This is a genomic window from Streptomyces sp. YGL11-2 (genome assembly GCF_050054615.1).
Taxonomy (GTDB): domain Bacteria; phylum Actinomycetota; class Actinomycetes; order Streptomycetales; family Streptomycetaceae; genus Streptomyces.
This window is the reverse complement of sequence record NZ_JBNHIN010000049.1, coordinates 33,823-59,056: the sequence shown is the minus strand read 5'-3', so window position 1 is coordinate 59,056 and position 25,234 is coordinate 33,823. Positions and strand designations below refer to the sequence as shown.

Sequence of the window (25,234 nt, the reverse complement as noted above, 5' to 3'; positions counted from 1 at the left end):
AGCCGGCACCGCAGCCAGCACCCCTGCCCCAAGCCTCACTCCGAAACGGACATCAACTCGCGAACCGCCCACTTAGAGGCTCGCCCCGTGGTGGCTGCCTAAAGTCTCCGCGCCCGCCGGCCCCAGCCACAACGCCCCGACCCTCCACGGCGGTTGTCCGACGGCGAGCACTCGGGGCGCGTGGTGGTGTGCGGGCGGTGGGCGTCCGCCGGGACCGGCCGCCAGGCCGCAGCCCGGCGAGGCGGCCGGACCGCCCGGCGCGCCAGGGGCGCGCCCTTGAGTAAGTGAAGCCAGGTTTCGACAGATCGCCGGACGGAGGTCTCAGACGGCGCGCAGTGCGCGGGGGCTGTCGGCGGTGATGCGGTAGGCGAGTTGGGCACGGTCCGCGCCGGTACGCAGCTCTTCGAGGAGCAGGGGGCGCTGGTCGGTGCCGCGGGTCAGACGTGAGGCATGCAGGATCGGCGTCACGTCGGGGACCTGGAGGGCGGCGCGCTCGTCGGGCAAAGGCATCCGGGCGCTGACGGTCTCGTCCCAGGTCAGCTCGTGCCCAGCCTTGGTGAGCAGGGCATAGATCTGCTCCGGCTCGGTGTCCGGGGCTTGGGCAAGCCGCTCGGTCTCGTCGGCGGTGACGAATGGGATGAGCACACGGTGCAGGGCAGGAGTGCCGGTGTAGGGGTCGGTCAGCAGTCGATCGACGGCGAACAGCGCCTCCCCCTCCGCGAGTTCGAGCAGCGGGGCTGTGGTCGCTGTGGTCGTGGTGCGGTAGACGGTCGGGGCTTCGGCCTGCTGCCAGTCGTGGTGGCCGGTGCGGAAGGTCTTGCCGCTTCGGGTGACGGTCCGCTCGATGATCACTGCGGGAGCGGGGAGGGCGCGGACGTAGCTGCCCTTGCCGTGAATGACCTCGATCAGTCCTTCGGCGCGGAGTGCGGCGATGGCCTTGCGCACGGTCGGGCGGCTGACTCCGTACCGCTCGATGAGCTGGGTCTCCGAGGGGAGGGGGGCTCCGGGCTTGTATTCGCCTTGGGCGATGCCGTTGCGGATCTCGGCGGCGACTTGCTGGTACAGGGCGCCGGGGCGCTGGATCTCTCCCATGTCGGGATCTCCTCATCACCTGTTGTGTGGGGTCATGACGTTCTCTGACGTCACTCGTAAGCATAAGTGGTTGCCTTCATCGGTCAAGGCGTGCATAGTGGATGACAACTCGTAAACACGAGTGACGTCACATGACGTCTCGCTTCTGTATGGTCAAGGAGGCCAAGACTCATGCAGTCCATCCCTGTGGACACCTCTCGGCTCGGCGTGCTGCGGTGCGCGGTCGCGCCGGAACCGAAGCTCGCGGACTTCGAAACCAAGCAGGTCAAGAAGGACCGGGACGGAAACACCATCTACACCGTCGGCGTGACGGTGCGTCAGGAAGGGCGGCGGGTCTCGGTCATCGAGATCGCCGTTCCCGGCGAACCCAAGGGCGTCGCGGAAGGCACCGAGGTCCGCGTCACCGGCATGGAAGCGTTCGCGTGGGCCATGGGCGACCGGCACGGGATCAGCTTCCGCGCATCCGCCATCACCCCCACACCCGCGGCATCTGCCGCTGCGACTGCCGGTTCCGCCGGCAAGGGCGGTGGCGCCTGATGGGGATGCTCCTGTTCACTTGCGTTCTCGCGCTGGTGATCTGGTTGCTGGTCTTCGGCAACGAGCTGCAACGGCGGCGGCCGCAGTGGCACTGGTACCTCGTCGGCTACCCGCTGACCGCGCTGCGCATGGTGTTCACCTGGCGCCGGGTCGCCTACCTCAACGGCCTGACCGTCTCGCACAAACCGAACCGGCGCGTGCTGGGGGACCTGGAGGTGAGGGGGGAGCCGCTGCGCACACGTACCCCGCGGCTGTCGTTCCCGCGTGCCACACCGTACGGGCTGGAAGTGCGCGTCCGGTTGCATGCGGGGCAGACGCCGGCGCCCTTCCTCGCGTCGTCCGACGCCTTCGCGCACGCCTGGCGCGTCCACGCGGTGCGCGTCGTCTCCCCCGAACGCGGCGTCGTGCTGATCATGGCAACGGCCCGTGACCCGCTGGAGCACACGGACCGCCCTGCGGTGGGGGCGGGGGAACTGCTGTCGGCGACGGTCGGTGCGCTGGAGTTGGGGCGTGCGTGGGTAATAAACTTTAGGCGTGTGCCGCACTGGCTGGTCGTCGGCGCGACGCAATCGGGCAAGTCCACGCTGCTGGCGACGCTGGTCACCGAGCTTGCTCCGCAACCGGTCGCCCTGGTCGGTATCGACTGCAAGGGCGGCATGGAGCTGGGCCTGCTGGAAATGCGGCTATCGGCCCTGGCCACCTGCCGCAGTGAGGCGGTCACCGTGCTGGCCGCCCTGGTGAAAGAGATGCAGGACCGCATGAGGGCCTGCCGCTTCGCGGGGGCCCGCTCGATCTGGGAACTCCCCGACAAGGGACGGCCGGTCCCTGTCGTGGTGATCGTCGATGAGCTGGCGGAGCTGTACCTGACCAACGGCAGCAAGGAACAGCGCGCTGAAGCTGAGGAGTGCACCACCTACCTCCTGCGCATCGCCCAACTCGGCGCGGCCCTGGGCCTCCACCTGGTCGTGGCCGGCCAACGAGTGGGCTCGGACCTCGGGCCCGGTGTCACCGCGCTGCGGGCACAGCTGAGCGGTCGGATCTGCCACCGGGTCAACGATCCCGGCACCGCGGAGATGACGCTCGGCGACCTGAACAAGGACGCGGTCATGGTCGCGCAGTCCATCGGTGACGGGGAACGCGGAGTCGCTGTCACCACTGGCGACATGGGCGGCTGGATGCGCGGCCGGTCCCACCTGACCACGCCGGCCGAAGCGCGAGCGGCGGCGGCTGAGTTCGCCAGGATGACGCCCCGCCCGAAGTTCCTGGCGCACATGCCGGGAGGGGGGACGGTCGTATGACCGAGAAGTCAGCCGTGCTGCTGGCCCTGGTCTTCGGGGTCATCACCGTCCTCCTGGTCCGCTCCCGCGACGTCAAGTGGTGGGAGGCGGCGCTGATCGGCCTGTTCGGCATGTACGTCGGGCAGACGCCTCTGCTCTTCGCCACGGACGGCCTCGTGCACTGGTTCATCTCCATCGTCACCCGCACCTGAGCCCAGAAAGACACCACCGATGTCCATGCGCCGCGTCCGCTGCCCCGTCTGCAAAGGGCAGCGCTACCGCAAAACCCCCTCCGGCCACCGGCAGCGCTGCCGCTGCTGCCGCGGCACCGGAACCATCCGCTAACCACCCACCCCACCAGCCACAAGGAGAGATCGCCGTGGACCCATCCCACCCAACCGCAACCATCCGTGCCGCTTCGGCGGCCCACCCCGGGAGGTCCCCACCATCACCACCGCCAACACCACGACTGACAGGCGCGCCGCACTCGACCGCGCGGCGCGCCTGCGTCAGCTCACCGAAACCGACCGAGACATCATCCGAATCGCACAAGACCCCCAGTTCCCCCGCTGGTTGGAACAGATCACCGCTACCGGCGGCTGCGCCCACCCGATCCACCTGACCGGCTCGACGACCATGCGGGATGCCGGTACTGGCGAGATCCTGCACCACTACGACACCCGCAATGAGCCTGGTGAGCGGCTGCTCGTCCGGTGCCGCAACCGCCGCGCAACCGTCTGCGCCCCCTGCTCCCGCCTCTACGCCGGCGACACCTTCCACCTGGTCCGCGCCGGACTCCTCGGCGGCAAGAACGTCCCGACCCAGGTACGCGAGCACCCCCGACTCTTCCTCACCCTCACAGCCCCCTCCTTCGGGGCCGTGCACCGCACCACCACGGACGGCGAGCGTTGTCGCCCCCGGCGTAACGCCGGCTGCTGCGAACACGGCCGGCCTCTTGGCTGCCCGGCCACCCACGGCGCTTCAGATTCGCTTGCCGGTCAACCCCTGTGCCCTGACTGCTACGACTACCCGGCGCACGTCCTGTGGCACGCTCATGCCGGACGGCTGTGGAAGGCGTTCACGGACAACCTCTACAACCACCTCGCCGCCCGCACCGGACGAACCCGCACCGGCCTACGCCGGGCACTGCGCATCTCCTACGCCAAGGTGGCCGAGTACCAAAAGCGCGCCGCTGTCCACGTTCATGCGGTCGTGCGCCTCGACGGCGCGAACGGCCCCGGCGATCCGCCTCCTGCGTGGGTGTCGGCTGGAGACCTGTCCGCCGCTGTGCGGTCCGCCGCAGCAGCGGTCCACCTGCGCACCCCGTACGCCCGGGGCCTGGGAGAACACGGCCTGCGCTGGGGCTCCGAGCTTGACGTTCGGCCACTGCGCGCTTTCAGCGGGGGTGAGGGGCTGGCTGATGAAGCCGTAGCCGCGTACGTCGCCAAGTACGTCACCAAGGGAGCAGCTGACACCGCCATCGGCCTGGATCACCCGATCACCGGCCCCGATGAGATCACAACCAGCCGGCTATCAGCTCATGTTCGGAGCCTCATCCGTGCCTGCTGGTGGCTCGGCAACCTCCCTGAACTGGAACCGCTCAGACTGCGGGCCTGGGCACACACCCTCGGCTACCGCGGCCACATCCTCACCAAATCCCGTATCTACTCCACGACTTACACAGCCTTGCGCGCCGAACGCGCCCAATACCAGGGCGCTGACACCGGGGCTGATGTCGCCAACGCGCTAGATGCCGTCACGGAGAAGGCCTGGCGCTATGTCGGCTCCGGCCACACTCCCGGCGCGGCGCTCATAGCCGCTGGTGTCGCTGAAGACCTCAGCCGTAGCCGGGAAGTTGCCCGAGAAGAACGACTCTCCGAACCCCTTGAGCTGAACCAGTCGAACAACGGAGGCCGCAATGCAGCAAATTGAGGTGGTGATCAAGAGAGGGCAGAAGCTGACTCCGGCCGAGTGGCAGCGACTGTTGCGGTTGCTCTTCGGCTCCAGCACGCGAAGGGCAAGCAACATCCGAAACCCCAACTAAGCGTCAGTCCTTGGCTATACGCTGTCGTTTAACAACGCGCCCCGGCGACGGCTGCAACCGTCCCGGGGCTGGCCGACTGGTAGGAGTCGACATGGCCAATAGAACCACACTGAAGCGTGGAGCGACCGACCTTGCCGCCCGCGCGGTCGCCGGGCGCACCCTCCGAGCGGTTGACTACCTTCGGGTGTCAACCGAGGAACAGCGGAAGGGCTACGGCGTCGCGAGTCAAGGTCGGAAGACCGCCAGGTACATCGCGACCAAGCAATGGGAGCACGTCGACACATACGTCGATGACGGCGTCAGCGGCAGCCTGGCTGCAGAGGACCGGCCGCGTCTCAAGCAACTCATGGCAGATGCCCACGACGGCGCTTTCGACGTCGTGGTCGTCAAGGTAACAATCGTGCCTTCTAGCGGTGGGTCTGGGCACTCGAAGACATCGGCATTTTCGTCGCCATCGCGGAAGACGACATCGACAACACCACGGCCAGCGGCCGCAAGGAAATGCGGCGCCAAGCGGACTACGCCGAAACCGAGTGGGAAACGATCCGCGAGCGTACACAGGGCGGGCTCCAGGAGAAGGCGGAAGATTCGAACTCCCCTCACATCGGGGGCCGGCCTCCCTATGGCTACCGGATTGAAGATCAGGGCAAAGTCGGGCTTTCACACCTGGTCATCAATCCGGCGGAAGCCGCAGTGATCTACCGCGTTCACGATCTGGTGGTGAATGACGGCCTGAACCTTCGGCAGGTCGCGATCCGGCTGAATGCCGAAGGAGTCACCACCCGCTCCGGGCGGCTGTGGTCCCTCGCGAATCTCCGCGACCGGATCATGTCGTGCGCCGTGCTCGACGGGGTGGTGCGGTTCCGTGGCCACCATGCGGTGACCGACTCCGACGGCAAGCCGCTGTGGGGCGAACGTGTCGTCATTCCTCTCCCCCGCGTCCTCTCCGAAAGCGAAGCCGCAGCACTGCGTCGTGGGGTGGCTTCGACAGCGAAGAAGAGTTCCGGGAAGCGCGCGTTCTATCCCGTGTCCGGACGGGTCATCGGCCTGTGCGGGGCGCCGTACACCGGGCACAGCCGCGAATCGGTCGAGTCGGGAGGTCGCTTCTACCGGTGCAGCGGAAAGGAGGGCAAGGAGCTGACGGCCAAGGTGTGTGACTGCTCCTACATCGATGCCCCGGCGCTGGAGTCCGCCGTGTGGGCCGCGATCGTGAAGGCCCTCGGTGACGCCAACAAGCTGGAAGAGTTGTCGGCCGAGTGGGTTGGAATGGCCGATGGCGACGTCTCAGCATACGAGCAGCGCATCGCCGACCTTGATCAGCAGATCGCGCGTCTTGACGCGTCCATCACGGCGGTGATCGTCGCGACCGCCAAGAGCACGGCCGGGCAGGAAGACGCTCCCCAGGCCATTCAGGCAGCGACGGCTGCCCTGCAAACGGAGCGTGCCCAGTTGCAGGCCATGCGCGACGACGCGGCCGATTGGATGGCGGAGAAGGAGGCCGCGGGTAACAGGGCTCGTGAGCTGGCGGAGATCGCCAAGATGGCTCGTGAAGAACTCGCCACGGTGGATGTCCACCGCCAAGCGGACTACATGTCGCTGCTCAAGGTGGAGGCGTTCATCACCGGCCCCGTGCCCGTGCGCAAGGGCGGGATGCCCTGCCCCGTACAGCGGTGGTACCGCTCTGTCGGCGTCACTACGGTTCCGGCTGCTGACCTCTCCGACGCCGAGTGGGAGCGGATCGCGCCCCTGCTGCCGAAGGGGCGCCGGGACACCGTCCGGCGTGCGGTGAACGGGATCTTCTGGAAGGCCCGCACCGGGGAGTCCTGGAACGCACTGCCCCCCGAGATCTCCCGGCCGCACTCCGCCTCCAGCTACTTCCTCACCTGGTCCAAGGACGGCACCTGGGCACGAGTCTCAGAAGCTCTCAGCGGGGCCGATCAGTGCCCGCTGCCCGCCGATGAGCTGCTGCCTCCTATGCGGGTACAGGTGGTGCTGGACCCGCGCTTGATGCTGCTACCCGAGGAACTATCCCGAACGGGATCGTGATGATCAGGATGCAGCAGATGATTCCGGCGAGTACATAGCCGAGCGCCATCCAGAAGCCGCAGAGGATCAGCCAGAGAATGTTGAGGATGAACTTCATGATCGGCAGCCTTCCACGGGCACGGCGAGTGTTTCCGCCGTGCTAGACGCGCCGGACCGTGTGGAACGTTGCTTTCCATCTTGCGCGGAGGCGGGCGGCGGCGCCAGCGGCCGGGGTCAGGGGCGGTGGTGGCCGGCCATCTGTTCCAGGCGGGTGATGCGGTCGTGCATCGGGGGGTGGGTGGAGAAGAGGCGGGAGAGGCCCTCGCCGGGGCGGAAGGGGTTGGCGATCATCATGTGACTGGCGGTCTCCAGACGGGGCTCGGGCGGGAGCGGGAGTTGCTGGGTGCCCGTTTCGAGCTTGCGCAGGGCGGAGGCCAGGGCGAGCGGGTCGCCGGTGAGCTGGGCGCCTGAAGCGTCGGCCTGGTATTCGCGGGAGCGGCTGACGGCGAGTTGGATCAGGGAGGCCGCGACCGGGCCGAGGATCATGATCAGCAGCATGCCGACGATGCCGGGGCCCTCGTCGTCGTCCGAGCGTCCCACGGGGATCAGCCAGGCGAAGTTGACCAGGAACATCACGACGGAGGCCAGGGCGCCCGCGACAGAGGAGATGAGGATGTCGCGGTTGTAGACGTGGCTGAGCTCATGGCCGATGACGCCGCGCAGTTCGCGTTCGTCGAGGAGCTGGAGGATGCCGTCGGTGCAGCAGACCGCGGCGTTGCGGGGGTTGCGGCCGGTGGCGAAGGCGTTGGGCGCCTGGGTCGGGGAGATGTACAGCCGCGGCATGGGCTGGCGGGCGGTCGTCGAGAGCTCCCGCACCATGCGGTAGAGCTGTGGTGCCTCGAACTCGCTGACCGGGCGGGCGCGCATGGCGCGCAGCGCGAGCTTGTCGCTGTTCCAGTACGCGTAGGCGTTGGTGCCCACGGCTACGAGGACGGCGACGATCAGGCCCGTACGGCCGAAAAGGCTGCCGATGACGATGATGAGTGCGGACAGTCCCCCGAGGAGTACGGCGGTCCTGAGCCCGTTGTGCCGGCGGTGCACGGTACGCCCTCCAAGTGGTGCGGCAGGGGAACCCTTTGCTTCGTTTCTCCACTCTCCAGTGGACCCTTACTCACTGGTCAACGCGAGATGGGGTGGGGTGGTTCCCCTGGCGTGGCGGGGAGGTGCCGGGCGGGCGCGCAGCCGTACGTGCCGCCGTACGGCCACGCGCGGGGATCCGGCTGCCGTACGGCTACAGGAGTGCTCCGGAGGCGAAGCGGAGGACCAGTTGGGGGGCTCCGGACAGGGCGATGCCGAGGGCCGCGGCCAGGGTGATGGCGGTGGTGAGGGCGGCCGGGATCCGGGCGCGCGGGGTTTCGGCGGCCGGGGCCCCGTCGCCGCGGAAGAGGATCGCCGTCCACTGGAGGTAGTAGTAGAGCGCGATCACGACGTTGACGGCCATCACGACGGCGAGCCAGCCCAGGCCGGCGTCGACGGCCGCGGAGAAGACCGTCACCTTGGCGAAGAGGCCGATGATGCCCGGCGGCAGACCGGCGAGGCAGAGCAGGAAGAAGCCGAGGGCGAGCGCCACCAGGGGGCGGCGGGCGTAGAGGCCCCGGTAGTCGGCGATGCGGTGGGCGGGGCTGGTGCGGGCCACCAGGGCGGCGACGGCGAAGGCACCGAGGTTCACCACGCCGTACATGAGGGCGTAGGCGACAGTGGAGCCGATGGCGTGCGCCGGGTCGTGGGCGTAGCCGGCGGCGGCGATCGGGACCAGGAGGTAGCCGGCCTGGCCCACCGAGGACCAGGCGAGCAGGCGGACCGCGCTGTGGGTGCGGCGGGGGTCCTGGCGCAGGGCGGCGACGTTGCCGACGGTCATGGTGAGCGCGGCGAGGACGGCCAGCGCCGGGCCCCAGACGTTCGCGTACGAGGGGAAGCCCTGGACGGTGACCAAGATCAGGCCGGAGAAGCCGACGGCCTTGCCGACCACGGAGAGGTACGCGGCGATCGGCAGCGGCGCGCCGACGTAGGTGTCCGGCACCCAGAAGTGGAACGGGACGGCGGCGGTCTTGAAGGCGAAGCCGACGAGGGTCAGCGCGACTCCGGCGCTCGCCAGGGTTGCCAGGCGGGGGTCCGGGAGGGCGGTGAGGGCGTGCGCCACCCGGGAGAGGTGCAGGCTCCCGGTGGCCGCGTACAGGAAGCTGACGCCGAGCAGCATCACGGCGGTGGCGGCCACGGAGGACAGGAAGAACTTCAGGGCCGCCTCGGAGGAGAGCCGGTCGCCGCGCCGCAGCCCTACGAGGGCGAAGGCGGGCAGGGAGGCGACTTCGAGGGCGATGACCAGGGTGGCGAGATCCCGGGAGGCGGGCAGCAGGGCGGCGCCGGCCGCGGAGGAGAGCAGCAGGAACCAGTACTCGCCGGTGGGCAGGTCGTGGTCCTTGATGGTGTCGATGGACAGCAGGGCGGTCAGCAGCGCGCCGGCCAGCACCAGGAACTGGATGACCAGCGCGAAGTGGTCGGCCGCGTAACTGCACACGACTGGACGGCCGGTGAGGCAGAAGGTGCGGCGGTGGCCGTCCAGGAGGGGCAGCAGGGACAGCGCGGCGAGGGCCAGGCCCGCGGTCGCGATCCAGCCGAGCAGCGGCTTCCGGGCGGCGGGCAGGAAGAGGTCGGCGACCAGCACCGCAAGGGCGACGGCCGCGGCGATGGTGGGCGGGGCGATGGCGAGCCAGTCGACGGACTGGACCAGAGAGGTGACCGGGCTCATCACTTACCGCCTCCGAGGAGCTGCTGGACGGCCGGGTTCGTGAGGCCGAGGAGGGCCGCGGGCCACAGTCCGGCGAGGACGGTGAGGGCGGCGAGGGGACTCCAGGCCGCGTATTCGTAGCGCGCGAGGTCGGGGACGGCGGGGGCGGCGGGGCGCGGCGCCGTGGTGCCGTCCTCGGGCGCCGGCTCCGCGGTCAGGGTGCCGCCCATGCAGACCCGGCGGACGACGAGCAGCAGGTATGCCGCGGTCAGCAGGGTGCCGAGGCCGGCCAGTGCCATGAACGTCAGGAAGGCGGGGCGGCTCAGGCCCGCGGCCGGGCGGAAGGCGCCGAACATCGCCAGCATCTCGCCCCAGAAGCCGGCCAGTCCGGGCAGGCCCAGGGAGGCGACGGCCCCGAAGGCGAGCAGTCCGCCGAAGCGGGGCGCCCTGCCGTAGAGGGCGGCGCCGGTGGCGCCCGCCAGGGTGTCGAGGTCGGTGCTGCCGCAGCGGTCCTTGAGGGCGCCGACGAGGAAGAACAGCAGGCCGGTGATCAGGCCGTGCGCGATGTTGGCGAACAGGGCGCCGTTGATCCCGGTGGGGGTCATGCTGGCGATGCCCAGCAGGACGAAGCCCATGTGGCCGACGGAGCTGTAGGCGATCAGGCGCTTGAGGTCGCCCTTGGCGCCCTTGCGGACGAGGGCGAGGCAGGCCAGGGATCCGTAGATGATGCCCACGGCGGCGAGCGCGGCGAGGTAGGGCGCGACGGTGTGCATGCCGTCGGGCGTGATGGGCAGCGCGATCCGTACGAAGCCGTAGGTGCCCATCTTCAGCAGGACGCCGGCCAGCAGCACCGAGCCGACGGTGGGGGCGGCGGTGTGGGCGTCGGGCAGCCAGCTGTGCAGCGGCCACAGCGGGGACTTGACGGCCAGTCCGATGCCGACCGCGAGCACCGCGATCAGCTGGACGGTGTGGCTGAGCTGGGCTTTCGGGCCGTTGTCAGTGGCGAGTGCGACCATGTCGAACGTGCCGGATTTCAGGCCGATGAGGAGGAGGCCGAGCAGCATGACGACCGAGCCGAGCAGCGTGTAGAGGATGAACTTCCATGCCGCCGCCTGCTTCTGCGCACCGCCCCAGCGGGCGATGAGGAAGTACATCGGGATGAGGACCATCTCGAAGGCGAGGAAGAACAGCATCAGGTCGAGGACGGCGAAGGTCGCGAGGGTGCCGGACTCCAGGACGAGCAGCAGCGCCACAAATGCCTTGGGTGACGGGCCCGTTGGCATCTTGAAGTAGCTGTAGAGGGCGCAGAGGAAGGTCAGCAGCGCGGTCAGGACGAGGAGGGGGAGCGAGATGCCGTCCACGCCGAGGTGGATGCGGATGCCGAGCGCCGGGATCCAGCTGAGGTCGGTGGTGGCCTGCATACGGGCCGGGTGGCCGCGGTCGAAGCCGGCGGCCAGCGCCAGGGTCGCGGCGAACACGACCGCGGTGACGGTCACGCCGTGGCGCAGTACGGCCTGGTCGGGGTTCTTGCCCTTCAGGCCGGGCGGCGCCGGCAGCAGGGCGGCCAGCGCGCCGACGAGGGGGAGGACGACGGCGGCCGCGAGGAGGATCTGCATGGCGGTGTGATTCACGGGTCAGGCCCACCTCAGGGTTTCGGCTCCGGCGAAGCCGGCTGCGAGGGCTGTCGGCCGGTGGTGCGGGGGTCGGGCCCCGGGGGATGGCAGCACGGTCAGGCCCCCGTGGCCGTGGCGACGAGGACGGCGGCGACGGCCAGCACGAGCGAGCCGGCGAGCAGGGCGCCGAGGTAGGTCTGCACGTTCCCGGTCTGGGCGCGGCGGACGGCGGCGCCCAGCCAGCGGGGGGCGGTGCCGGCGCCGCGGACGTAGGTGTNGACGGCGGCGACGGCCAGCACGAGCGAGCCGGCGAGCAGGGCGCCGAGGTAGGTCTGCACGTTCCCGGTCTGGGCGCGGCGGACGGCGGCGCCCAGCCAGCGGGGGGCGGTGCCGGCGCCGCGGACGTAGGTGTCGACGACCTCGCGGTCGAGGAAGCGGACCAGCTCCGCGGCGCCGCGGACGGGCCGTACGAACAGCGCGGCGTAGACGGCGTCCAGGTGGAAGCCGACGGCCGCGTGGCGGTGCAGGGGGCCGAGCAGGAGGCGGCCGGGGTCGGCCGGGTCCGGGGCCTCGGCGGCGCCCGCGTAGGCCGCGGGGTGGGTGACGATGGCCAGTTCCTCGGCGAGCGCGGGGGCGGCGTCGGCGGCGACGGCGGGCTCGGGGAGGGGGGTGCGGGCGGCCAGGGCGCTGGTGTGGCGCCAGGCGGCGTAGGTGACCAGGCCGCCGACGAGGGCGGCGCCGGTGCCCAGGACGGAGGTGGTCAGGGTCGGGGCGAGCGAGCGCCCGTCGAACCAGGCGGGCAGGAAGGGGGCGGTGAGGCCGAAGCCGACCGTGGGGATGAAGAGGACCCACAGGACGGAGGTCATGGCGAACGGCTGCGGACCGTGGTCCGGGACCTCGGCTCCCCTGCCCTTGAAGACCAGCAGCCACAGACGGGTGGCGTAGGCGGCGGTGAGGAGGGCGGTGAGCAGTCCGGAGACCAGCACGGTCCAGCCGGCGGCGCCGGGGATACCGGCCGCGTGACCGGTGGCGGCGTGCTCGGCGGCGCCCAGGACGGCTTCCTTGGAGAAGAAGCCGGCGAACGGCGGGATGGCGGCGAGCGCGAGCAGCGCGACGGTGACCGTCCAGAAGGCGTCCGGGATGCGCTGGGCGAGGCCGCCCATACGGGACATGGCGGCCAGCGAGTTGGTGCCCGCGGCGTGGATGATCACGCCCGCGCCGAGGAAGAGGAGGGCCTTGAACGCACCGTGGGACAGGAGGTGGAAGACGGCGGCGCCGCGGTCGCCGACGGCCAGCGCACCGGTCATGTAGCCGAGCTGACCGACGGTCGAATAGGCCAGTACGCGCTTGATGTCGTCCTGGGCGAGCGCGGCCAGGGCGGAACCGACCATGGTGATCGCGGCCATCACCGCGAGCACCACCAGCGCCGCCGCGGAGGCGGCGAAGACGGGGAGGAGGCGGGCCACGACGTAGACACCGGCGGCGACCATCGTCGCGGCGTGGATGAGCGCCGAGACGGGCGTCGGGCCGGCCATCGCGTCCGGGAGCCAGGTGTGCAGCGGGAACTGCGCGGACTTGCCCGCGACGCCGGCCAGCAGCAGCAGCGCGATCAGCGTCGGGTGGTCCAGGCCGTCCCGGGTGACGTGGCCGAGGATGCCGGTGATCCGGAACGTACCGGTCTCGGCGGCCAGCGCGAAGATGCCGAAGAGGAAGGGGACGTCGCCGAGCTTGGTGACCAGGAACGCCTTGAGGGAGGCGCTGCGGGCGGCCTCGGTCTCCCAGTAGTGGCCGACGAGGAAGTACGAGCAGATGCCCATGACTTCCCAGCCGACCAGCAGCACCATCAGGTCGCCGGTGTAGACGACGAGCAGCATCGCGGAGGTGAAGAGGGAGACCAGCGCGGCGTAGGAGGCGTAGCGCGGGTCGTCGCGCAGATAGCCGGTGGAGTAGATCTGCACACAGGTCGCCACGACGCCGACGAGCACCGCGATCAGCACGGCGAAGCCGTCGAGGTGCAGGGCCAGGTCGACGGGGAGCGAGCCGGTCGGGGTGAGCCGGGTGGCGACGTCGGTGGCCGGGCCGGTGCCCTGGCCGATGGCGACGGACACCGCGAGCACGGCCGCGGCGAGCGTCGGCAGCACGGCCAGCGGGCGGACGAAGCCGGGCGCGCGGCGCCCCAGGAGGAGGCCGGCGACGGCTCCGAGGAAGGGCAGGAGGGGGACGAGTACGGCGGTGGTCGTGAGCGTCACGCGGCGGCCTCCGCCTTGGTGTCCGGCTGCTGGTGGTCGCCGTCCGCGGCATCCGGCCCGGCCGGCCGCTCGGCGAGGTCGCGGAGCCGGTCGATGTCGGAGCTGCCGCGGTTGCGGTAGACGAGCAGCACGATCGCCAGGCCGATGCCGATCTCGGCGGCGGCGACGGCGATGGTGAAGAGGGTGAGCGCCTGGCCGGCGTGCAGGGTGTCGCGCAGCCAGACGTCGAAGGCGACGAGGTTGAGGTTGACGGCGTTGAGCATCAGCTCGACGGACATCAGCACCAGGATCGCGTTGCGGCGGGCGAGCACGCCGTACAGGCCGGTGCAGAAGAGGAGGACGGCGAGGACGGCCGGGTAGGCGAGATGCATCAGCGCTGCCCTTCCCGGGCGACGGGGGCGGCCGGGGTGCCGCGCACGGCGCCCTTCGCGGAGCCCTCCGCCGCGCCCGTCGCGCCGCCGCCCTTGCGGGAGAGCACGATCGCCCCGACGAGCGCGGCGAGCAGCAGGACGGACAGCGCCTCGAAGGGCAGCACCCAGTACTGGAAGAGGCTGCGCCCGGAGACCGCCGCGGAGCCCTGGACGCCGTCGAAGGTGATCCAGGTGGTGCGGAACGCGTCGACCACGACCCAGACCAGGGCCGCGGCGGAGGCGAGGGCCACCGCGAGCGCGGCCCAGCGGTTGCCCGAATCGGCGTCCGGGGAGCGGCCGATGGGCGCCTTGGTGAGCATCAGCCCGAAGAGCAGCAGGACGACGACGGAGCCGACGTAGATCAGCACCTGCACCCACGCGATGAACTCGGCGGTGAGCAGGAGGTATTCCACGGCGATCCCGCCGAGGGCGACCACCAGCCACAGCGCGGCGTGCACCAGCTGGCGGGAGCTGACGGTCACGATCGCCGCCCCGAGGGTGGCGATACCGACGAGGACGAAGGCGATCTCGACACCCGTGGGCGACAGGAAGCCGTGGCTTGCGGCGGCGAGCGTCACGTTCCCTCCTCCTTGGTGTCCTTCGCGTCCTTCGTGTCCTTGATGTTCCGGTCCGGTGTCTCCGGCGCACCGGCCGGCGCTTCGGCCGCGGCTTCAGCGCCGGACGCGGCTTCGGCCTCCGCCTCGGCTGCCTGCTGAGCGGCGAGTTTGTCCGCGGCCTTGCGGGCGGCGGCGATCTCCTTGGGCTCCTCGGCCGCCGGATCCAGCGCGGGCGGCTCGGGCACCGTCCACATCCACTCGCGCAGCTTGTCGCGCTCGTGGGTCAGCTCGCGGATGTCCGTCTCCGCGTACTCGAACTCCGGTGACCAGAAGAGCGCGTCGAACGGGCAGACCTCGATGCAGATACCGCAGTACATGCACAGCGCGAAGTCGATGGCGAAGCGGTCGAGGACGTTCCGGCTGCGCTCCCGGCCCCCGGGCGCGGCCGGCGGCACCGTCTCCTTGTGGGAGTCGATGTAGATGCACCAGTCCGGGCACTCACGGGCGCACAGCATGCAGACCGTGCAGTTCTCCTCGAACAGCCCGATGACGCCACGCGTACGGGGCGCGAGGTCGGGCTGGACGTCCGGGTACTGGGCGGTGACCGAACGCCGGGTCATCGTGCGCAGGGTGACGGCCAGGCCCTTGGCGAGGCCGCTGCCGGGGATACCCATTAGGAGATCACCACCTTGACGATGCCGGTGAGGGCGATCTGGGCGAGGGCGAGTGGGATCAGGGCGGTCCAGGCGAGCTTCTGGAGCTGGTCCTCGCGGAGCCGCGGGTAGGTGACCCGCAGCCAGATGACGCCGAAGGCGAGCACCACGGTCTTCAGCAGCGTCCACAGCCAGCCCAGGCCGTCGGCGCCGAACGGGCCGTGCCAGCCGCCCAGGAAGAGGACCGAGGTCAGCGCGCAGAGGACGACGATGCCGGCGTACTCGGCGAGCAGGAAGAGCGCGAAGCGCAGCCCGGTGTACTCGGTGTACGCACCGAAGATGATCTCCGAGTCGGCGACCGGCATGTCGAACGGCGGTCGCTGCAGCTCGGCGAGCCCCGCGGTGAAGAAGACCACGCCGCCGACGATCTGCCACGGCACCCACCACCAGTGGAAGGCGTCGAGGATGCCGGGCAGCGAGAGCGTGCCGGCGGCCATCGCGACGGACGCGGCGGCCAGCAGCATCGGCAGCTCGTACGCGAGCAGCTGCGCGGCCGTCCGCAGACCGCCGAGCAGCGAGAACTTGTTCGCCGACGCCCAGCCCGCCATCAGGGAGCCGAGCACACCGACGCCCATGACCGCGAGCACGAAGAAGATGCCCGCGTCGAGGGCCTGCCCGACGGCGTTGTGCGGCCCTATCGGGATGGCGACCAGGACCAGGAGGTACGGCAACAGGGCGACGGCCGGCGCGAGTTGGAAGATCCGCCGGTCGGCGCCGGCCGGGACGATGTCCTCCTTCTGCGCGAACTTGACGCCGTCGGCGACCAGTTGCGCCCAGCCGTGGAAGCCGCCCGCGTACATCGGTCCGAGACGGCCCTGCATGTGGGCCATGACCTTGTGCTCGGTCTGGCCGATGACGAGCGGGAAGACCAGGAAGACGACGAAGACGGCGAGCAGCCGCAGCGCGATGGCGAGGGTGTCGCTCACGGGGTGTCGCCTCCTTCTTCGTCGGGCCGGTGGTGGGCGGACTCGGGCTTCGAGCCGGGTCCGGGCTTCGAGCCGGGGCCGGTTTTCGGCTCGGGGCCGGTTTTCGGCTCGGGCTCGGGGCTGGATTTCGGCTCGGGCTCGGGCTCGGGGCCGGATTTCGGCTCGGGGCCGGATTTCGGCTCGGGGCCGGATTTCGGCTCAGGCTCGGGCTTCGGTTCCGGCTCGGGCTTTCGCTCGGGCTTCGCTTCCGGCTGCGGTGCGTCGAAGGCCGGGCGCGCGTGGTGCCAGGGCGCGTCGGAGGAGCGCGCGGACGCGGGGGTGCCCTCGGCGGGCGGGGCGGCCGGGGTGCCCTCGGGCGCGGCGGCCGTGCCCTCGGGCGCGGCGGCGTCCTTGTCCGCCGCCGGCCGCCGCGTCTCCGGCGCCGCCTCCGGCGCGGCCTGCTGGCTCGCCGAACCCTCGCTCGCCGAACGCATCCGCCGGGCGGGCCGGTCCGGGCGCTCGGCACGCACCGGGCGTTCGCCGGCGACGGGGCGCCCGGCTTCGGTGCCGGTCCCGGCCGCGGCCGCGGCCAAGGTTCCCTCGGCGGTCTCCGTACCCGGGGCGGTCTCCGTACCCGCGGCAGCCGCCGTCTCCCCGGCCTGTTGGCTGGCCGAGCCCGCGCTCGCGCTGCGGGTACGCCGGGCCGGGCGCTCGCCGGCGGCGGCACCCGCACCCCGTGCGGCGCCCGCCGCGCGGGCACCCCGCGCCGGGCGCGCCGGCGCCGGCGGCAACTGGCCCTTGAGCGGGCCCCACTCGTTGGGGTCGGGCACACCGGGCGGCAGCATCTGCCGCCGCTTGGGCCCGCCGTGCTCGGACTCCCCCGGCTCCTTGGCGCCCGGCCACGCCTTGGCGACCCGTGCCGCGAGCACGAAGTCCTTGCGCAGCGGATGCCCCTCGAACTCGTCCGGGAGCAGCAGCGGGACGAGGTGCGGATGGCCGGTGAAGTCCACGCCGAACATCTCGTGCGTCTCGCGCTCGTGCCAGGCGGCACCCGCGTACACGCCGACGGCGGTGGGCAGCGCGGGCGCGTCGTGCGGCACGGTCGTCCGGACGAGCAGCCGGCGGACGGTGCCGGGGTGTGCCACCTCCGCGAGGTGGGCGCAGATCCGGAAGCCGGTACCGGGCTCGTCGACGGCGCTCAGCCAGTCGAAGTAGGTGCAGCCGAGGTCGTCGCGGGCGGCGGTGAGCGCGTCGATCCAGCCGTCCGCCGGGACGTCCACGGTCAGTAGGTCGTATGCCAGTTCCGCCGTGGCACCCGTACCGAAGATCTCGCTCGCCGGGCGCGGCAGCCAGCCGACGGCGGGCTCGGGGGCCTGGGCTGCGGGCTCGGGGGCCTCCGCGAGGGACTGTCCCTCCGCGACGGGCTGCCCCGCTTGCTCATCGGGCTGCTGCGCCGGCTGCGGCTCAGGCTGCTGGTCGGGCGTCTGGGCGGGCTGCTCGCTCATCGGGGGCCCTCCCCCGCCGCGGTGTCCACCGGCTCCTTGGCCGCGCCGGCTTCCCCGGCCACACCGGCCCCCTCAGCCGCACCAGCAGCCTTGGCTGCCGGGGGTGCGACGAGCCCGCTGCGCAGCGCGGCGGCGGACGGCCGGCCGGTGCGCGGGTAGCGCTCGCCCAGCGACTCGCGGGCGATCTTCTCCTGGAGCTTGAGGATGCCCTGGAGCAGTGCCTCAGGGCGGGGCGGGCAGCCCGGCACGTACACGTCCACCGGGATGATCTGGTCGACGCCCTTGGTGACCGAGTACGAGTCCCAGTAGGGGCCGCCGCAGTTGGAGCACGCCCCGAAAGAGATGACGTACTTCGGCTCCGGCATCTGCTCGTAGAGCCGCTTGACCGCGGGCGCCATCTTGTCGGTGACGGTGCCGGAGACCACCATCAGGTCGGCCTGGCGCGGGCCGGGCGCGAACGGGATCACGCCGAGCCGGATGAAGTCGTGCCGGGCCATGGACGCCGCGATGAACTCGATGGCGCAACAGGCCAGCCCGAAGTTGAAGACCCACAGGCTGTAGCGGCGGCCCCAGTTGAGGACCACCTTCATCGGTTCGGGCGCGAGCCGGGCGAGCGCGCCCAGCCGACGCGGCTCCGGCAGGAACTCGGGGCCGGCGCTCTCAGACGCGGCGGCGGAGCCGGCGGGAACGGGAGTCACGTCCATTCCAGGACGCCCTTCTTCCATGCGTAGAGCAGGCCGACGGTGAGGAAGCCGAGGAAGACGAACATCTCCGTCAGCGTCACGCCGCCGAATCCGGGGGCGGCGAAGACCGTCGCCCAGGGGAACAGGAAGATCGAGTCGACGGCGAAGATGACATAGAGGAACGCGTAGACGTAGTAGCGGACCTGGGTGTGCGCCCAGCCCTCGCCGACCGGGTCCACACCACATTCATACGTCAACAGCTTCTCGGGTGTCGGCACCACAGGCCGCAGCAGCCGCCCGGCCCCGAAGGCCACGGCGACGAACAGCACCCCGACCACGGCGATGATCCCGACGACCGAGTAGCCCTGGAAGTAGTCCGCGGCGACGGTGGTGCGTACGGTCGCGTCCAGCACGTCCGCCCCTCGCTCCCTGACTGCGCTTGTTCAACGACTTCGACGATCTGTACGGACGGAGTCTAGGCCCTGCCCCGGCCGCGCTGAGCAGTCGCGTCGCGGCGGATGACCTGGTTGTCCCCACTTCGCCCTTCCTGGGTGGCCGGCAGCGTAGACGGCCGCTCCGCTTGTCTCAGGAGGCGTCTCACAGAGCGGACGGCGGGGGTCTGGATGGCGGGATGGGGCCGGGCAGGGCGGTGGCAGGCATGACGGTGGCGGGCATGCCGGTGGCGGCCGGACTCCGTCACGGCCGGTCCGGGTCAGCTCGGGGAGCCGCCATAGGGGGTGCGGGGATCGGCCGGCGGGGGCGGGGGCGCCGACGGGTGCCGGGGGTGGGCCGGCGGCACGGCGGACGCCGGGGCCGGCGGCGCATACGGCTGCGACGCGTACGGCCGCGGCACGTACGGCTGCGCTGCCGACGGGGCCGCCGGCTGGGCAACCGGCTCGGGCCGGGGCGCCACATGCGTCTGGGGGTGGGCCGGCGGCGCCGGTTGCTGCGGCTGGTGCGGCTGGTGCGGTGCCGGCTGCTGCGTCGTCGACCGCGGCTGAGGTGTCGGCTGCTGCATCGTCGGATGCTGGTGCGGTGTGGGCTGGTGCGGTGTGGGCTGCCGCGGCTGCGGCTGCGGGGAGTCCTGGTGGGGCGTGGGCTGCTGACGGCGGCGGTTCGGGTCGCGGGAGACGGCGCGGTCCATGACCTCGGCCGCGATCCGCGCCGCGGCCTCCCGCGTCCGCTCCCCCAGCAGCTCCGGGCGGATGGCGCCGCCGGCCGCCAGATGGCGGTCGTACGGCAGCGGCAGCACCGCCGCGCCCCCGGCGCCCAGATGGCCGGCGGCCTTGCGGACGTCGACGCCGCTGTCGGGCGAGGAGTGGGTGAGCACCACGACCGTGGTCGGCAGGAGGCCCGGGTGCAGACCGCCGACCCAGTCCAGCACGGAGCGGGTGGCCGCGACGCCCTCCGGGGTCGCCGGGGTGACCAGGACCCGGGCCTGGGTCGTCACCAGCGCGGTGCGCGCCACCTCGGCGGGCAGCGTCTCGCAGTCCACGACCGTGGCCGCGAAGTGGCGGCGCAGGGAGGTCATCACCACGCGGTACGCGTCGATGTCCAGCCGTGCCCCGATGGAGCCCTGGCTGCCGGGCAGCAGCCAGCCACCTCCGGCGAACGGGAGGAGATAGCCGGTCAGGTCCGTGATGAGCATCGACGGATCGACGATCTGCGCCAGATCGCTCCCGGACCAGCGCACTTCACGGGCGCCGAGCCGGTGCGGGAGCGTGCCCAGCGCCGGGTCGGCCTCGACGGCGAGCACCGGATCGGAGCGGTAGTGCGCGAAGGTCAGCGCCAGGAGGGCGGCCACGGTGGACTTGCCGGCGCCGCCGCGGATGCTGGAGACGGCGATCTGCCGGCCCGTGGACACCGGTTGCTGGATGGCGTACGCGGCCTGGGTGACGGCGGCGGTCTCGGCGGCCGGGGACGACGCGAACACCCGGCGCAGGGCCCGGCCCGCACGCCGGGGCAGCGGGTCGCCGCGCCGCGGCCGGGGCTGCCCGTCGGCCAACGCGGGCGGCAGCAGCGGCACGGACACCGGGGTCCGTGCGGGCAGCCCGGCACGGCCGTAACGACCGGGATCGGGGGCCGAGGGAGCCGAGGGGCCTGAGGGAGGCGCGGGGGGCGCGGGGGGCGCGGGAGCCGAGGGGGGCGGGGCAGCCGGGCCCGGCGCGGCAGGCGCTACGGGAGCGGCAGGCGGCGCGGGAGCCGAGGGGCCGGTCCACGCCGTGCCGGGGGCCGGCGGCGCTCCTGCGGGAGCCGCCGCCGGAGGTATCGGCGATGCGGCCGGCATCGCCTCGGGGGGCATCTGCGCCGAGGGCGCCGCCACGGGCTTGGGGTCGAACGGCGACACCTCAACAGGCGCCGGCGCAACGGGAGTCGCCGGCTCGGGGGCCGACACCGCAGGCGCCGGCTCCGTCACCGCAGGGGCCGCCGCCGGCATCGGTACCGCCGCCGGCAGCGCACCCGGCGCGTTCCCGGCGTCCGCCGCCGCACCGCTCGCCATGTCCACACCCTTCGTACTCACCGGACCCGCACCCCCTCCCCGCGCCTCGCGGTCGCGCGGCTCACCCGTCTCTCCGCCCGCCCGGCCTTCCTGCCGACCGCGCCGTTCCTGCCGTTCCTGCCGTTCCTGCCGTTCCTGCATTCCGAACTGCTCCGCGCCCCGGGGAAGTTCCGGCGGCGCCGGGTCTTCACAGGTTTTCCCCCGCGAATCCCCGCCGGGGCAGCCCTCGTCTCCGCCGGCCCCCTCTCCCGCCGTTCCCGGCGTTCCCGCCTGCCCGGTCAGGGCCCGCCCCACAGGAGCCCGTAAAGCCCACAGGCGCCCAGGCCCACCGGGATCAGCGCCACCATGCTCACCGACTCGACGAGGTCCAGCCAGCGCCACAGCCGGGCCCGGAGCGGTTCCGGCACCCGTACGGCGAGCGTCGCGACCGGCACCGCGGCCAGGACGCACAGCGCGGCCAGGGCGAGGGCCGGGGCCCCGCCGGCCGTGGCGCAGAGGAGGACGAGCCGTACGCAGACGGCCGCACCGGCCGCGAGCAGGGCGACCACCTCGATGGCGAGGGGGTAGGCGCGGGCCCGGGAGAACAGGACCACGGACAGCAGGACGGCGGTGAGCACCGACCAGATGCCGCCGTCGCCCGCCACGAGGACGCCGGCCGCGCCGGCCGAGGCCGCCATGGCCACCGTGGCCGGGGCCAGCCCCCGGTGGGTGGCGCCCAGTGCGGCGGCCACCTGGTGCCGGCTGACCGGGGTGCCACCGGAGTGCCGGTCGTCCAGCCGGGTCAGGCCGGCCGCGGTCAGGGCCAGCCGCGGCAGCACCCCGAGGGCCAGTACGGAGAGGAAGCCGAGGGCGGCTCCCGTAGGGGTGGGGCCGGTCAGGGCCAGGCCTGCCTCCCAGGCGCCCACGGCGAGCGCGAGCGCCGCCGCTCCCGTGAGGCCGCCGCGCCCGAGGCCGGTGCGGAGTCCGAGGAGCGCGAGGACGGCGGCGGCGGTGAGCCCGACGGCGGCGAGCCGGGCGGCGCCCGCCGGGGCGGCCTGCCAGGCGGCGACGGCGCCGAGGGTGCCGCCGGACAGCAGCAGGGCGGTGCCGGGGGCGGGCCGCCCGGTGCGCCGGCCCGGGGCGGCGAGGGCGGTTCCGGCGCCGGCGGCCACGACGGCGACGCCGCCGAGCCAGCGGGCGGCGCCGTCCCCGTACCAGGCGCCCGCGCACACCCCGGCGACCGCGGCGAGCAGCGCGCTCGCCGTCACCGCGGTCCAGGTCCGGCTCGGCTCGCCCCATCCCCAGCCGTGGACGTCCAGGGGGTCGGCCGCGTCACCGGTGAGGTCCCTGCCGGCCGGGGCCGTCGCGGGCGCCGTGCGGCCGCTGCCGCGCTGCCCGGCCCCCGCGCTCACGTCCGTATTCACACTCGTCATGTCCACGCGGCCCCGTTCTGCACCGCAACACCATACGGTCCCGCCGCGGAGCCCTGTCCACACCGGTCGCGTAACGGAGCGGCACCAACCTGCGCCGATACGGCGGGTGGTGGGGCAAACCCCACCCCCGCCACCCCACGAACCCCATGGCACGCCGGTCCCGGGACCGGCAAGCTGGGACGTATGACGGAAAGTTCCCAGCTCACCGACCCCGCCGACGCCCGTGACGGTGTCTCACTGCCGCCGCCCAGGGCGCCGCTCAGCCGCTGGACCTGGCGGGAGATCGGGTATCTGCTGGTCAACTTCCCGCTGGACGTGGTGGCGTTCGTGGTGCTGGTGGTGTGGCTGGTGGCGGGGCTGGCGCTGTCCGTCACGGTGGTCGGACTGCCGCTGCTGGCGACGGGGCTGACGGCCTGTCGGGAGTACGGGAGGCTGGAGCGGGCCCGGGCGCGCTCCTGGCTGGGGGTGGCGGTGGACGAGCCGAGCCGGCTGCGGCCCCGGGAGCGCGGGTTCTTCGGGTGGCTGTGGACGTGTCTGAAGGACCCGGTCGCCTGGCGGCACGCGCTGTTCGTGTTCGTCCGGCTGCCGTGGGGCATCCTCACGTTCGCGGTCGTCCTCGTCTCGCTCGTCGTGGGCTGGCCGGTGCTGCCCTGGCTGGCGCGCTGGCTGTCCAACGCGGACCGGGCGATGGTGCGCGGGCTGCTGTCGCCGTCCGACGAACTGGAGCGGCGGATCGCCGAGCTGGAGTCGGACCGGGTGGTGGTCACCGACACCGCGGCGGCCGATCTGCGGCGTATCGAGCGGGACCTGCACGACGGCGCGCAGGCCCGGCTGGTGGCGCTCGCCATGGGACTGGGGCTGGCGAAGGAGAAGCTGCTGGAGGGCCGCGCCGACGAGAGCGTGGCGGCGATGGTGGACGAGGCGCACGGCGAGGTGAAGCTGGCGCTCCAGGAGCTGCGGGACCTGGCCCGGGGCATCCATCCGGCGATCCTGACCGACCGCGGCCTGGGGCCCGCGCTGGTGTCGCTGGCCGGGCGCTGCACGGTGCCGGTGACCACGTCCGTGGATCTGGCCGAGCGGCCCGCCCCCGCCATCGAGGGCATCGTCTACTTCACCGTCTCCGAGCTGCTCCAGAACGTCTCCAAGCACAGCGCCGCCCGGCAGGCGTCCGTGGAGGTGTGGCGGTCCCGGGACCGGCTGCTGCTCCAGGTGCGGGACGACGGGAAGGGCGGCGCGCGGCTGGACGGCGGCAGCGGGATGGCCGGGCTCGCGGAGCGGCTGGGGTCGGTGGACGGGCTGTTCGTCCTGGATTCGCCGGTGGGCGGGCCGACGCGGGTGACGGCGGAGGTCCCGTGGCGGCCGCGGCCCGGGGAGCGTGCGCAGGGCGACTGGGGGACGGGCGGGCGCGGGCGCCGCTGACCGGCCGCGCGGGGGTGGGGAAAACCCCCGGAGAAGACTGCGAGCAGCCTCATGGTCCGGGCGCCGGCGGTGGCGGAACCTGGTGATGGGCCGGCGGGTATCGGAGCCGGCCGGAATCGGAGCCGGGTACGGCACGGGCCGCCACGGCAGAAACGGACGACGAGAGCATGGATACCGCGCACTCCGCTTACCCCCCGCACGCCCGCGGTCCCCGGGTACCCGTGGGGCTGCGCGCCCCCTTCTCGGGGCGCACCTGGCGGGAGTTCCTGCACCTCTTCCTCAGCGTCCCGATGGCGAGCCTGATGTTCTGCTACGCGATCGCGGTGGTCTCGCTGTCGGCCGGCCTGCTGATCACGTTCGTGGGCATCCCGGTACTGGCCGGCGGCCTGGTCGGTGCCCGGGGGCTGGGCACGCTGGAGCGCCTCCGGGCCCGGGCCCTGCTGGACGTGGACGTGGCCGATCCGGCGCCGGTCCGCCCGTCGAAGCCGGGCCTGATGGGATGGGTCGGGGCGGTGCTCAAGAGCGGTGCGTCCTGGCGGCATCTGCTCTACTCGCTGCTGCACTTCCCGTGGGCGCTGTTCGCGTTCGTCTTCGCGACGACGTTCTGGGCGGTGGGCTGGGCACTGCTGGTCTATCCGCTGTGGGCGTGGACGTTCCCCCAGTACGCCGCCCAGCCCGGCCTCCAGCTCTGGGGCGACGGCTACGGCCACGGCTTCTACCTCGACTCCCCCCTGGCGATCGGGCTCACCAGCGGCGTCGGGCTGCTGCTCGTCCTGGCCGGGCCGTGGGTGATCCACGGGCTGACGCAGGTGGACCGGGTCCTGGTCCGCGGCCTGCTGGGGCCGTCGCCGCTGGCCACCCGGGTCTCGGAGCTGGAGTCGGACCGCGGGGTGGTGGTGGACACCGCCGCCGCCGATCTGCGGCGTATCGAGCGGGATCTGCACGACGGCGCGCAGGCCCGGCTGGTGGCACTGGCGATGGATCTGGGCCTGGCGAAGGAGAAGCTGGCCGAGGACCCGCAGGCCGCGGCGCGCATGGTGGGCGAGGCGCACGGCGAGGTGAAGACCGCCCTGCAGGAGCTGCGGGACCTGGCCCGCGGGATCCACCCGGCGATCCTGACGGACCGGGGGCTGGGCCCGGCGCTGTCCGCGCTGGCCGCGCGCTGCACGGTTCCGGTGGCGGTCCAGGTCGACCTGGACCGGCGCCCGGCCGCGGCGATCGAGGGCATCGCGTACTTCACCGTCTCCGAGCTGCTGCAGAACGTCTCCAAGCACGCCCGGGCCGGCCGCGCGACGGTGGACGTCTGGCGTACCGCGGACCGGCTGATGCTGCTGGTGTCCGACGACGGCAGGGGCGGTGCGCACACCGAGGCGGGCAGCGGGCTGGCCGGTCTCGCCGAGCGGCTGGACTCGGTCGACGGCCTGCTGGTCGTGGAGTCCCCCGAGGGCGGCCCGACCGCCGTCACCGCCGAGCTGCCGTGGCGCGGCTGACCGCGTCCGGGCCGCGCC

General features: G+C 72.4%; 21 protein-coding genes and 2 pseudogenes. 8 read left to right on the top strand and 15 right to left on the bottom strand.

What is annotated here, in order from left to right; translation table 11 throughout:
• Positions 1-321 precede the first annotated feature (321 nt).
• Positions 322-1,092 carry a GntR family transcriptional regulator gene (locus tag ACO1BR_RS35315; protein WP_426799193.1) on the bottom strand — a complete coding sequence of 257 codons (771 nt, stop codon included), beginning with the start codon at positions 1,090-1,092 and terminating at the stop codon, positions 322-324.
• Between the two features lie 171 nt (positions 1,093-1,263).
• On the opposite strand from ACO1BR_RS35315, the gene ACO1BR_RS35310 reads away from it, so the two are divergent.
• The 6 genes from ACO1BR_RS35310 to ACO1BR_RS35285 all read left to right on the top strand — a co-directional run bounded on the left by ACO1BR_RS35310 (position 1,264) and on the right by ACO1BR_RS35285 (position 6,996).
• Positions 1,264-1,629, top strand: a complete 366-nt coding sequence (locus ACO1BR_RS35310; protein WP_426799192.1) for a hypothetical protein — start codon at positions 1,264-1,266, stop codon at positions 1,627-1,629.
• The gene (locus ACO1BR_RS35305) at positions 1,629-2,927 is read left to right on the top strand and encodes an FtsK/SpoIIIE domain-containing protein (RefSeq protein WP_426799191.1); all 1,299 of its coding nucleotides are present in this window, start codon (positions 1,629-1,631) and stop codon (positions 2,925-2,927) included. The genes ACO1BR_RS35310 and ACO1BR_RS35305 overlap by 1 nt, the downstream gene beginning before the upstream one ends.
• Positions 2,924-3,118, top strand: a complete 195-nt coding sequence (locus ACO1BR_RS35300) for a hypothetical protein (RefSeq protein WP_426799190.1) — start codon at positions 2,924-2,926, stop codon at positions 3,116-3,118. Before ACO1BR_RS35305 ends, ACO1BR_RS35300 begins: the two co-directional genes overlap by 4 nt.
• 292 nt (positions 3,119-3,410) lie before the next feature.
• On the top strand, positions 3,411-4,838 hold the full coding sequence (locus ACO1BR_RS35295; protein ID WP_426799199.1) for a replication initiator: 1,428 nt from the start codon (positions 3,411-3,413) through the stop codon (positions 4,836-4,838).
• 203 nt (positions 4,839-5,041) lie between these two features.
• Positions 5,042-5,647 (top strand): recombinase family protein, encoded by a 606-nt coding sequence (locus tag ACO1BR_RS35290; protein WP_426799189.1) that lies wholly within the window; start codon positions 5,042-5,044, stop codon positions 5,645-5,647.
• A 131-nt stretch (positions 5,648-5,778) separates the two neighbouring features.
• Complete coding sequence (locus ACO1BR_RS35285; protein WP_426799198.1) at positions 5,779-6,996, top strand: transposase; 1,218 nt, start codon at positions 5,779-5,781, stop codon at positions 6,994-6,996.
• On the opposite strand, the pseudogene ACO1BR_RS35280 reads toward ACO1BR_RS35285, so the two are convergent.
• The 14 genes and pseudogenes from ACO1BR_RS35280 to ACO1BR_RS35215 form a co-directional block, all read right to left on the bottom strand.
• Positions 6,977-7,093: pseudogene (locus ACO1BR_RS35280) on the bottom strand (YccF domain-containing protein); the annotation flags it as partial. The gene ACO1BR_RS35285 and the pseudogene ACO1BR_RS35280 sit on opposite strands and share 20 nt — an antisense overlap.
• Positions 7,094-7,209: 116 nt before the next feature.
• Entirely contained in the window at positions 7,210-8,076 is an 867-nt protein-coding gene (gene htpX, locus ACO1BR_RS35275; RefSeq protein ID WP_159503134.1) for a zinc metalloprotease HtpX, read from the bottom strand.
• A 190-nt stretch (positions 8,077-8,266) separates the two neighbouring features.
• Positions 8,267-9,781, bottom strand: coding sequence for an NADH-quinone oxidoreductase subunit N (locus tag ACO1BR_RS35270; RefSeq protein ID WP_426799188.1), 1,515 nt, complete (start codon positions 9,779-9,781; stop codon positions 8,267-8,269).
• Positions 9,781-11,376: a complex I subunit 4 family protein gene (locus tag ACO1BR_RS35265; protein ID WP_426799197.1), complete on the bottom strand. Its 1,596-nt coding sequence runs from the start codon at positions 11,374-11,376 to the stop codon at positions 9,781-9,783. The genes ACO1BR_RS35270 and ACO1BR_RS35265 overlap by 1 nt, the downstream gene beginning before the upstream one ends.
• 275 nt (positions 11,377-11,651) lie before the next feature.
• Positions 11,652-13,622 (bottom strand): annotated as a pseudogene (locus ACO1BR_RS35260) (NADH-quinone oxidoreductase subunit L); the annotation flags it as partial.
• On the bottom strand, positions 13,619-13,993 hold the full coding sequence (nuoK, locus tag ACO1BR_RS35255; RefSeq protein WP_159503131.1) for an NADH-quinone oxidoreductase subunit NuoK: 375 nt from the start codon (positions 13,991-13,993) through the stop codon (positions 13,619-13,621). The gene nuoK and the pseudogene ACO1BR_RS35260, both read right to left, overlap by 4 nt.
• Positions 13,993-14,610: an NADH-quinone oxidoreductase subunit J family protein gene (locus tag ACO1BR_RS35250; protein ID WP_426799187.1), complete on the bottom strand. Its 618-nt coding sequence runs from the start codon at positions 14,608-14,610 to the stop codon at positions 13,993-13,995. Before ACO1BR_RS35250 ends, nuoK begins: the two co-directional genes overlap by 1 nt.
• Positions 14,607-15,263 (bottom strand): NuoI/complex I 23 kDa subunit family protein, encoded by a 657-nt coding sequence (locus ACO1BR_RS35245; RefSeq protein ID WP_426799186.1) that lies wholly within the window; start codon positions 15,261-15,263, stop codon positions 14,607-14,609. The genes ACO1BR_RS35250 and ACO1BR_RS35245 overlap by 4 nt, the downstream gene beginning before the upstream one ends.
• Complete coding sequence (locus tag ACO1BR_RS35240; RefSeq protein WP_426799185.1) at positions 15,263-16,228, bottom strand: complex I subunit 1/NuoH family protein; 966 nt, start codon at positions 16,226-16,228, stop codon at positions 15,263-15,265. Before ACO1BR_RS35240 ends, ACO1BR_RS35245 begins: the two co-directional genes overlap by 1 nt.
• The gene (locus tag ACO1BR_RS35235; protein WP_426799184.1) at positions 16,225-17,712 is read right to left on the bottom strand and encodes an NADH-quinone oxidoreductase subunit C; all 1,488 of its coding nucleotides are present in this window, start codon (positions 17,710-17,712) and stop codon (positions 16,225-16,227) included. The genes ACO1BR_RS35240 and ACO1BR_RS35235 overlap by 4 nt, the downstream gene beginning before the upstream one ends.
• Positions 17,709-18,416, bottom strand: coding sequence for an NADH-quinone oxidoreductase subunit B (locus tag ACO1BR_RS35230; protein ID WP_426799183.1), 708 nt, complete (start codon positions 18,414-18,416; stop codon positions 17,709-17,711). The genes ACO1BR_RS35235 and ACO1BR_RS35230 overlap by 4 nt, the downstream gene beginning before the upstream one ends.
• On the bottom strand, positions 18,407-18,808 hold the full coding sequence (locus tag ACO1BR_RS35225; RefSeq protein ID WP_426799182.1) for an NADH-quinone oxidoreductase subunit A: 402 nt from the start codon (positions 18,806-18,808) through the stop codon (positions 18,407-18,409). Before ACO1BR_RS35225 ends, ACO1BR_RS35230 begins: the two co-directional genes overlap by 10 nt.
• Before the next feature lie 299 nt (positions 18,809-19,107).
• Entirely contained in the window at positions 19,108-20,427 is a 1,320-nt protein-coding gene (locus tag ACO1BR_RS35220; protein ID WP_426799181.1) for a hypothetical protein, read from the bottom strand.
• Between the two features lie 746 nt (positions 20,428-21,173).
• Positions 21,174-22,307, bottom strand: coding sequence for a secretion protein snm4 (locus tag ACO1BR_RS35215; protein ID WP_426799180.1), 1,134 nt, complete (start codon positions 22,305-22,307; stop codon positions 21,174-21,176).
• A gap of 183 nt (positions 22,308-22,490) precedes the next feature.
• Here ACO1BR_RS35215 and ACO1BR_RS35210 point away from each other — a divergent pair, with 183 nt between their 5' ends.
• Both ACO1BR_RS35210 and ACO1BR_RS35205 read left to right on the top strand, forming a co-directional pair.
• Positions 22,491-23,726 (top strand): sensor histidine kinase, encoded by a 1,236-nt coding sequence (locus tag ACO1BR_RS35210; RefSeq protein ID WP_426799179.1) that lies wholly within the window; start codon positions 22,491-22,493, stop codon positions 23,724-23,726.
• A 167-nt stretch (positions 23,727-23,893) separates the two neighbouring features.
• Complete coding sequence (locus ACO1BR_RS35205) at positions 23,894-25,216, top strand: sensor histidine kinase (protein ID WP_426799178.1); 1,323 nt, start codon at positions 23,894-23,896, stop codon at positions 25,214-25,216.
• Positions 25,217-25,234 lie beyond the last annotated feature (18 nt).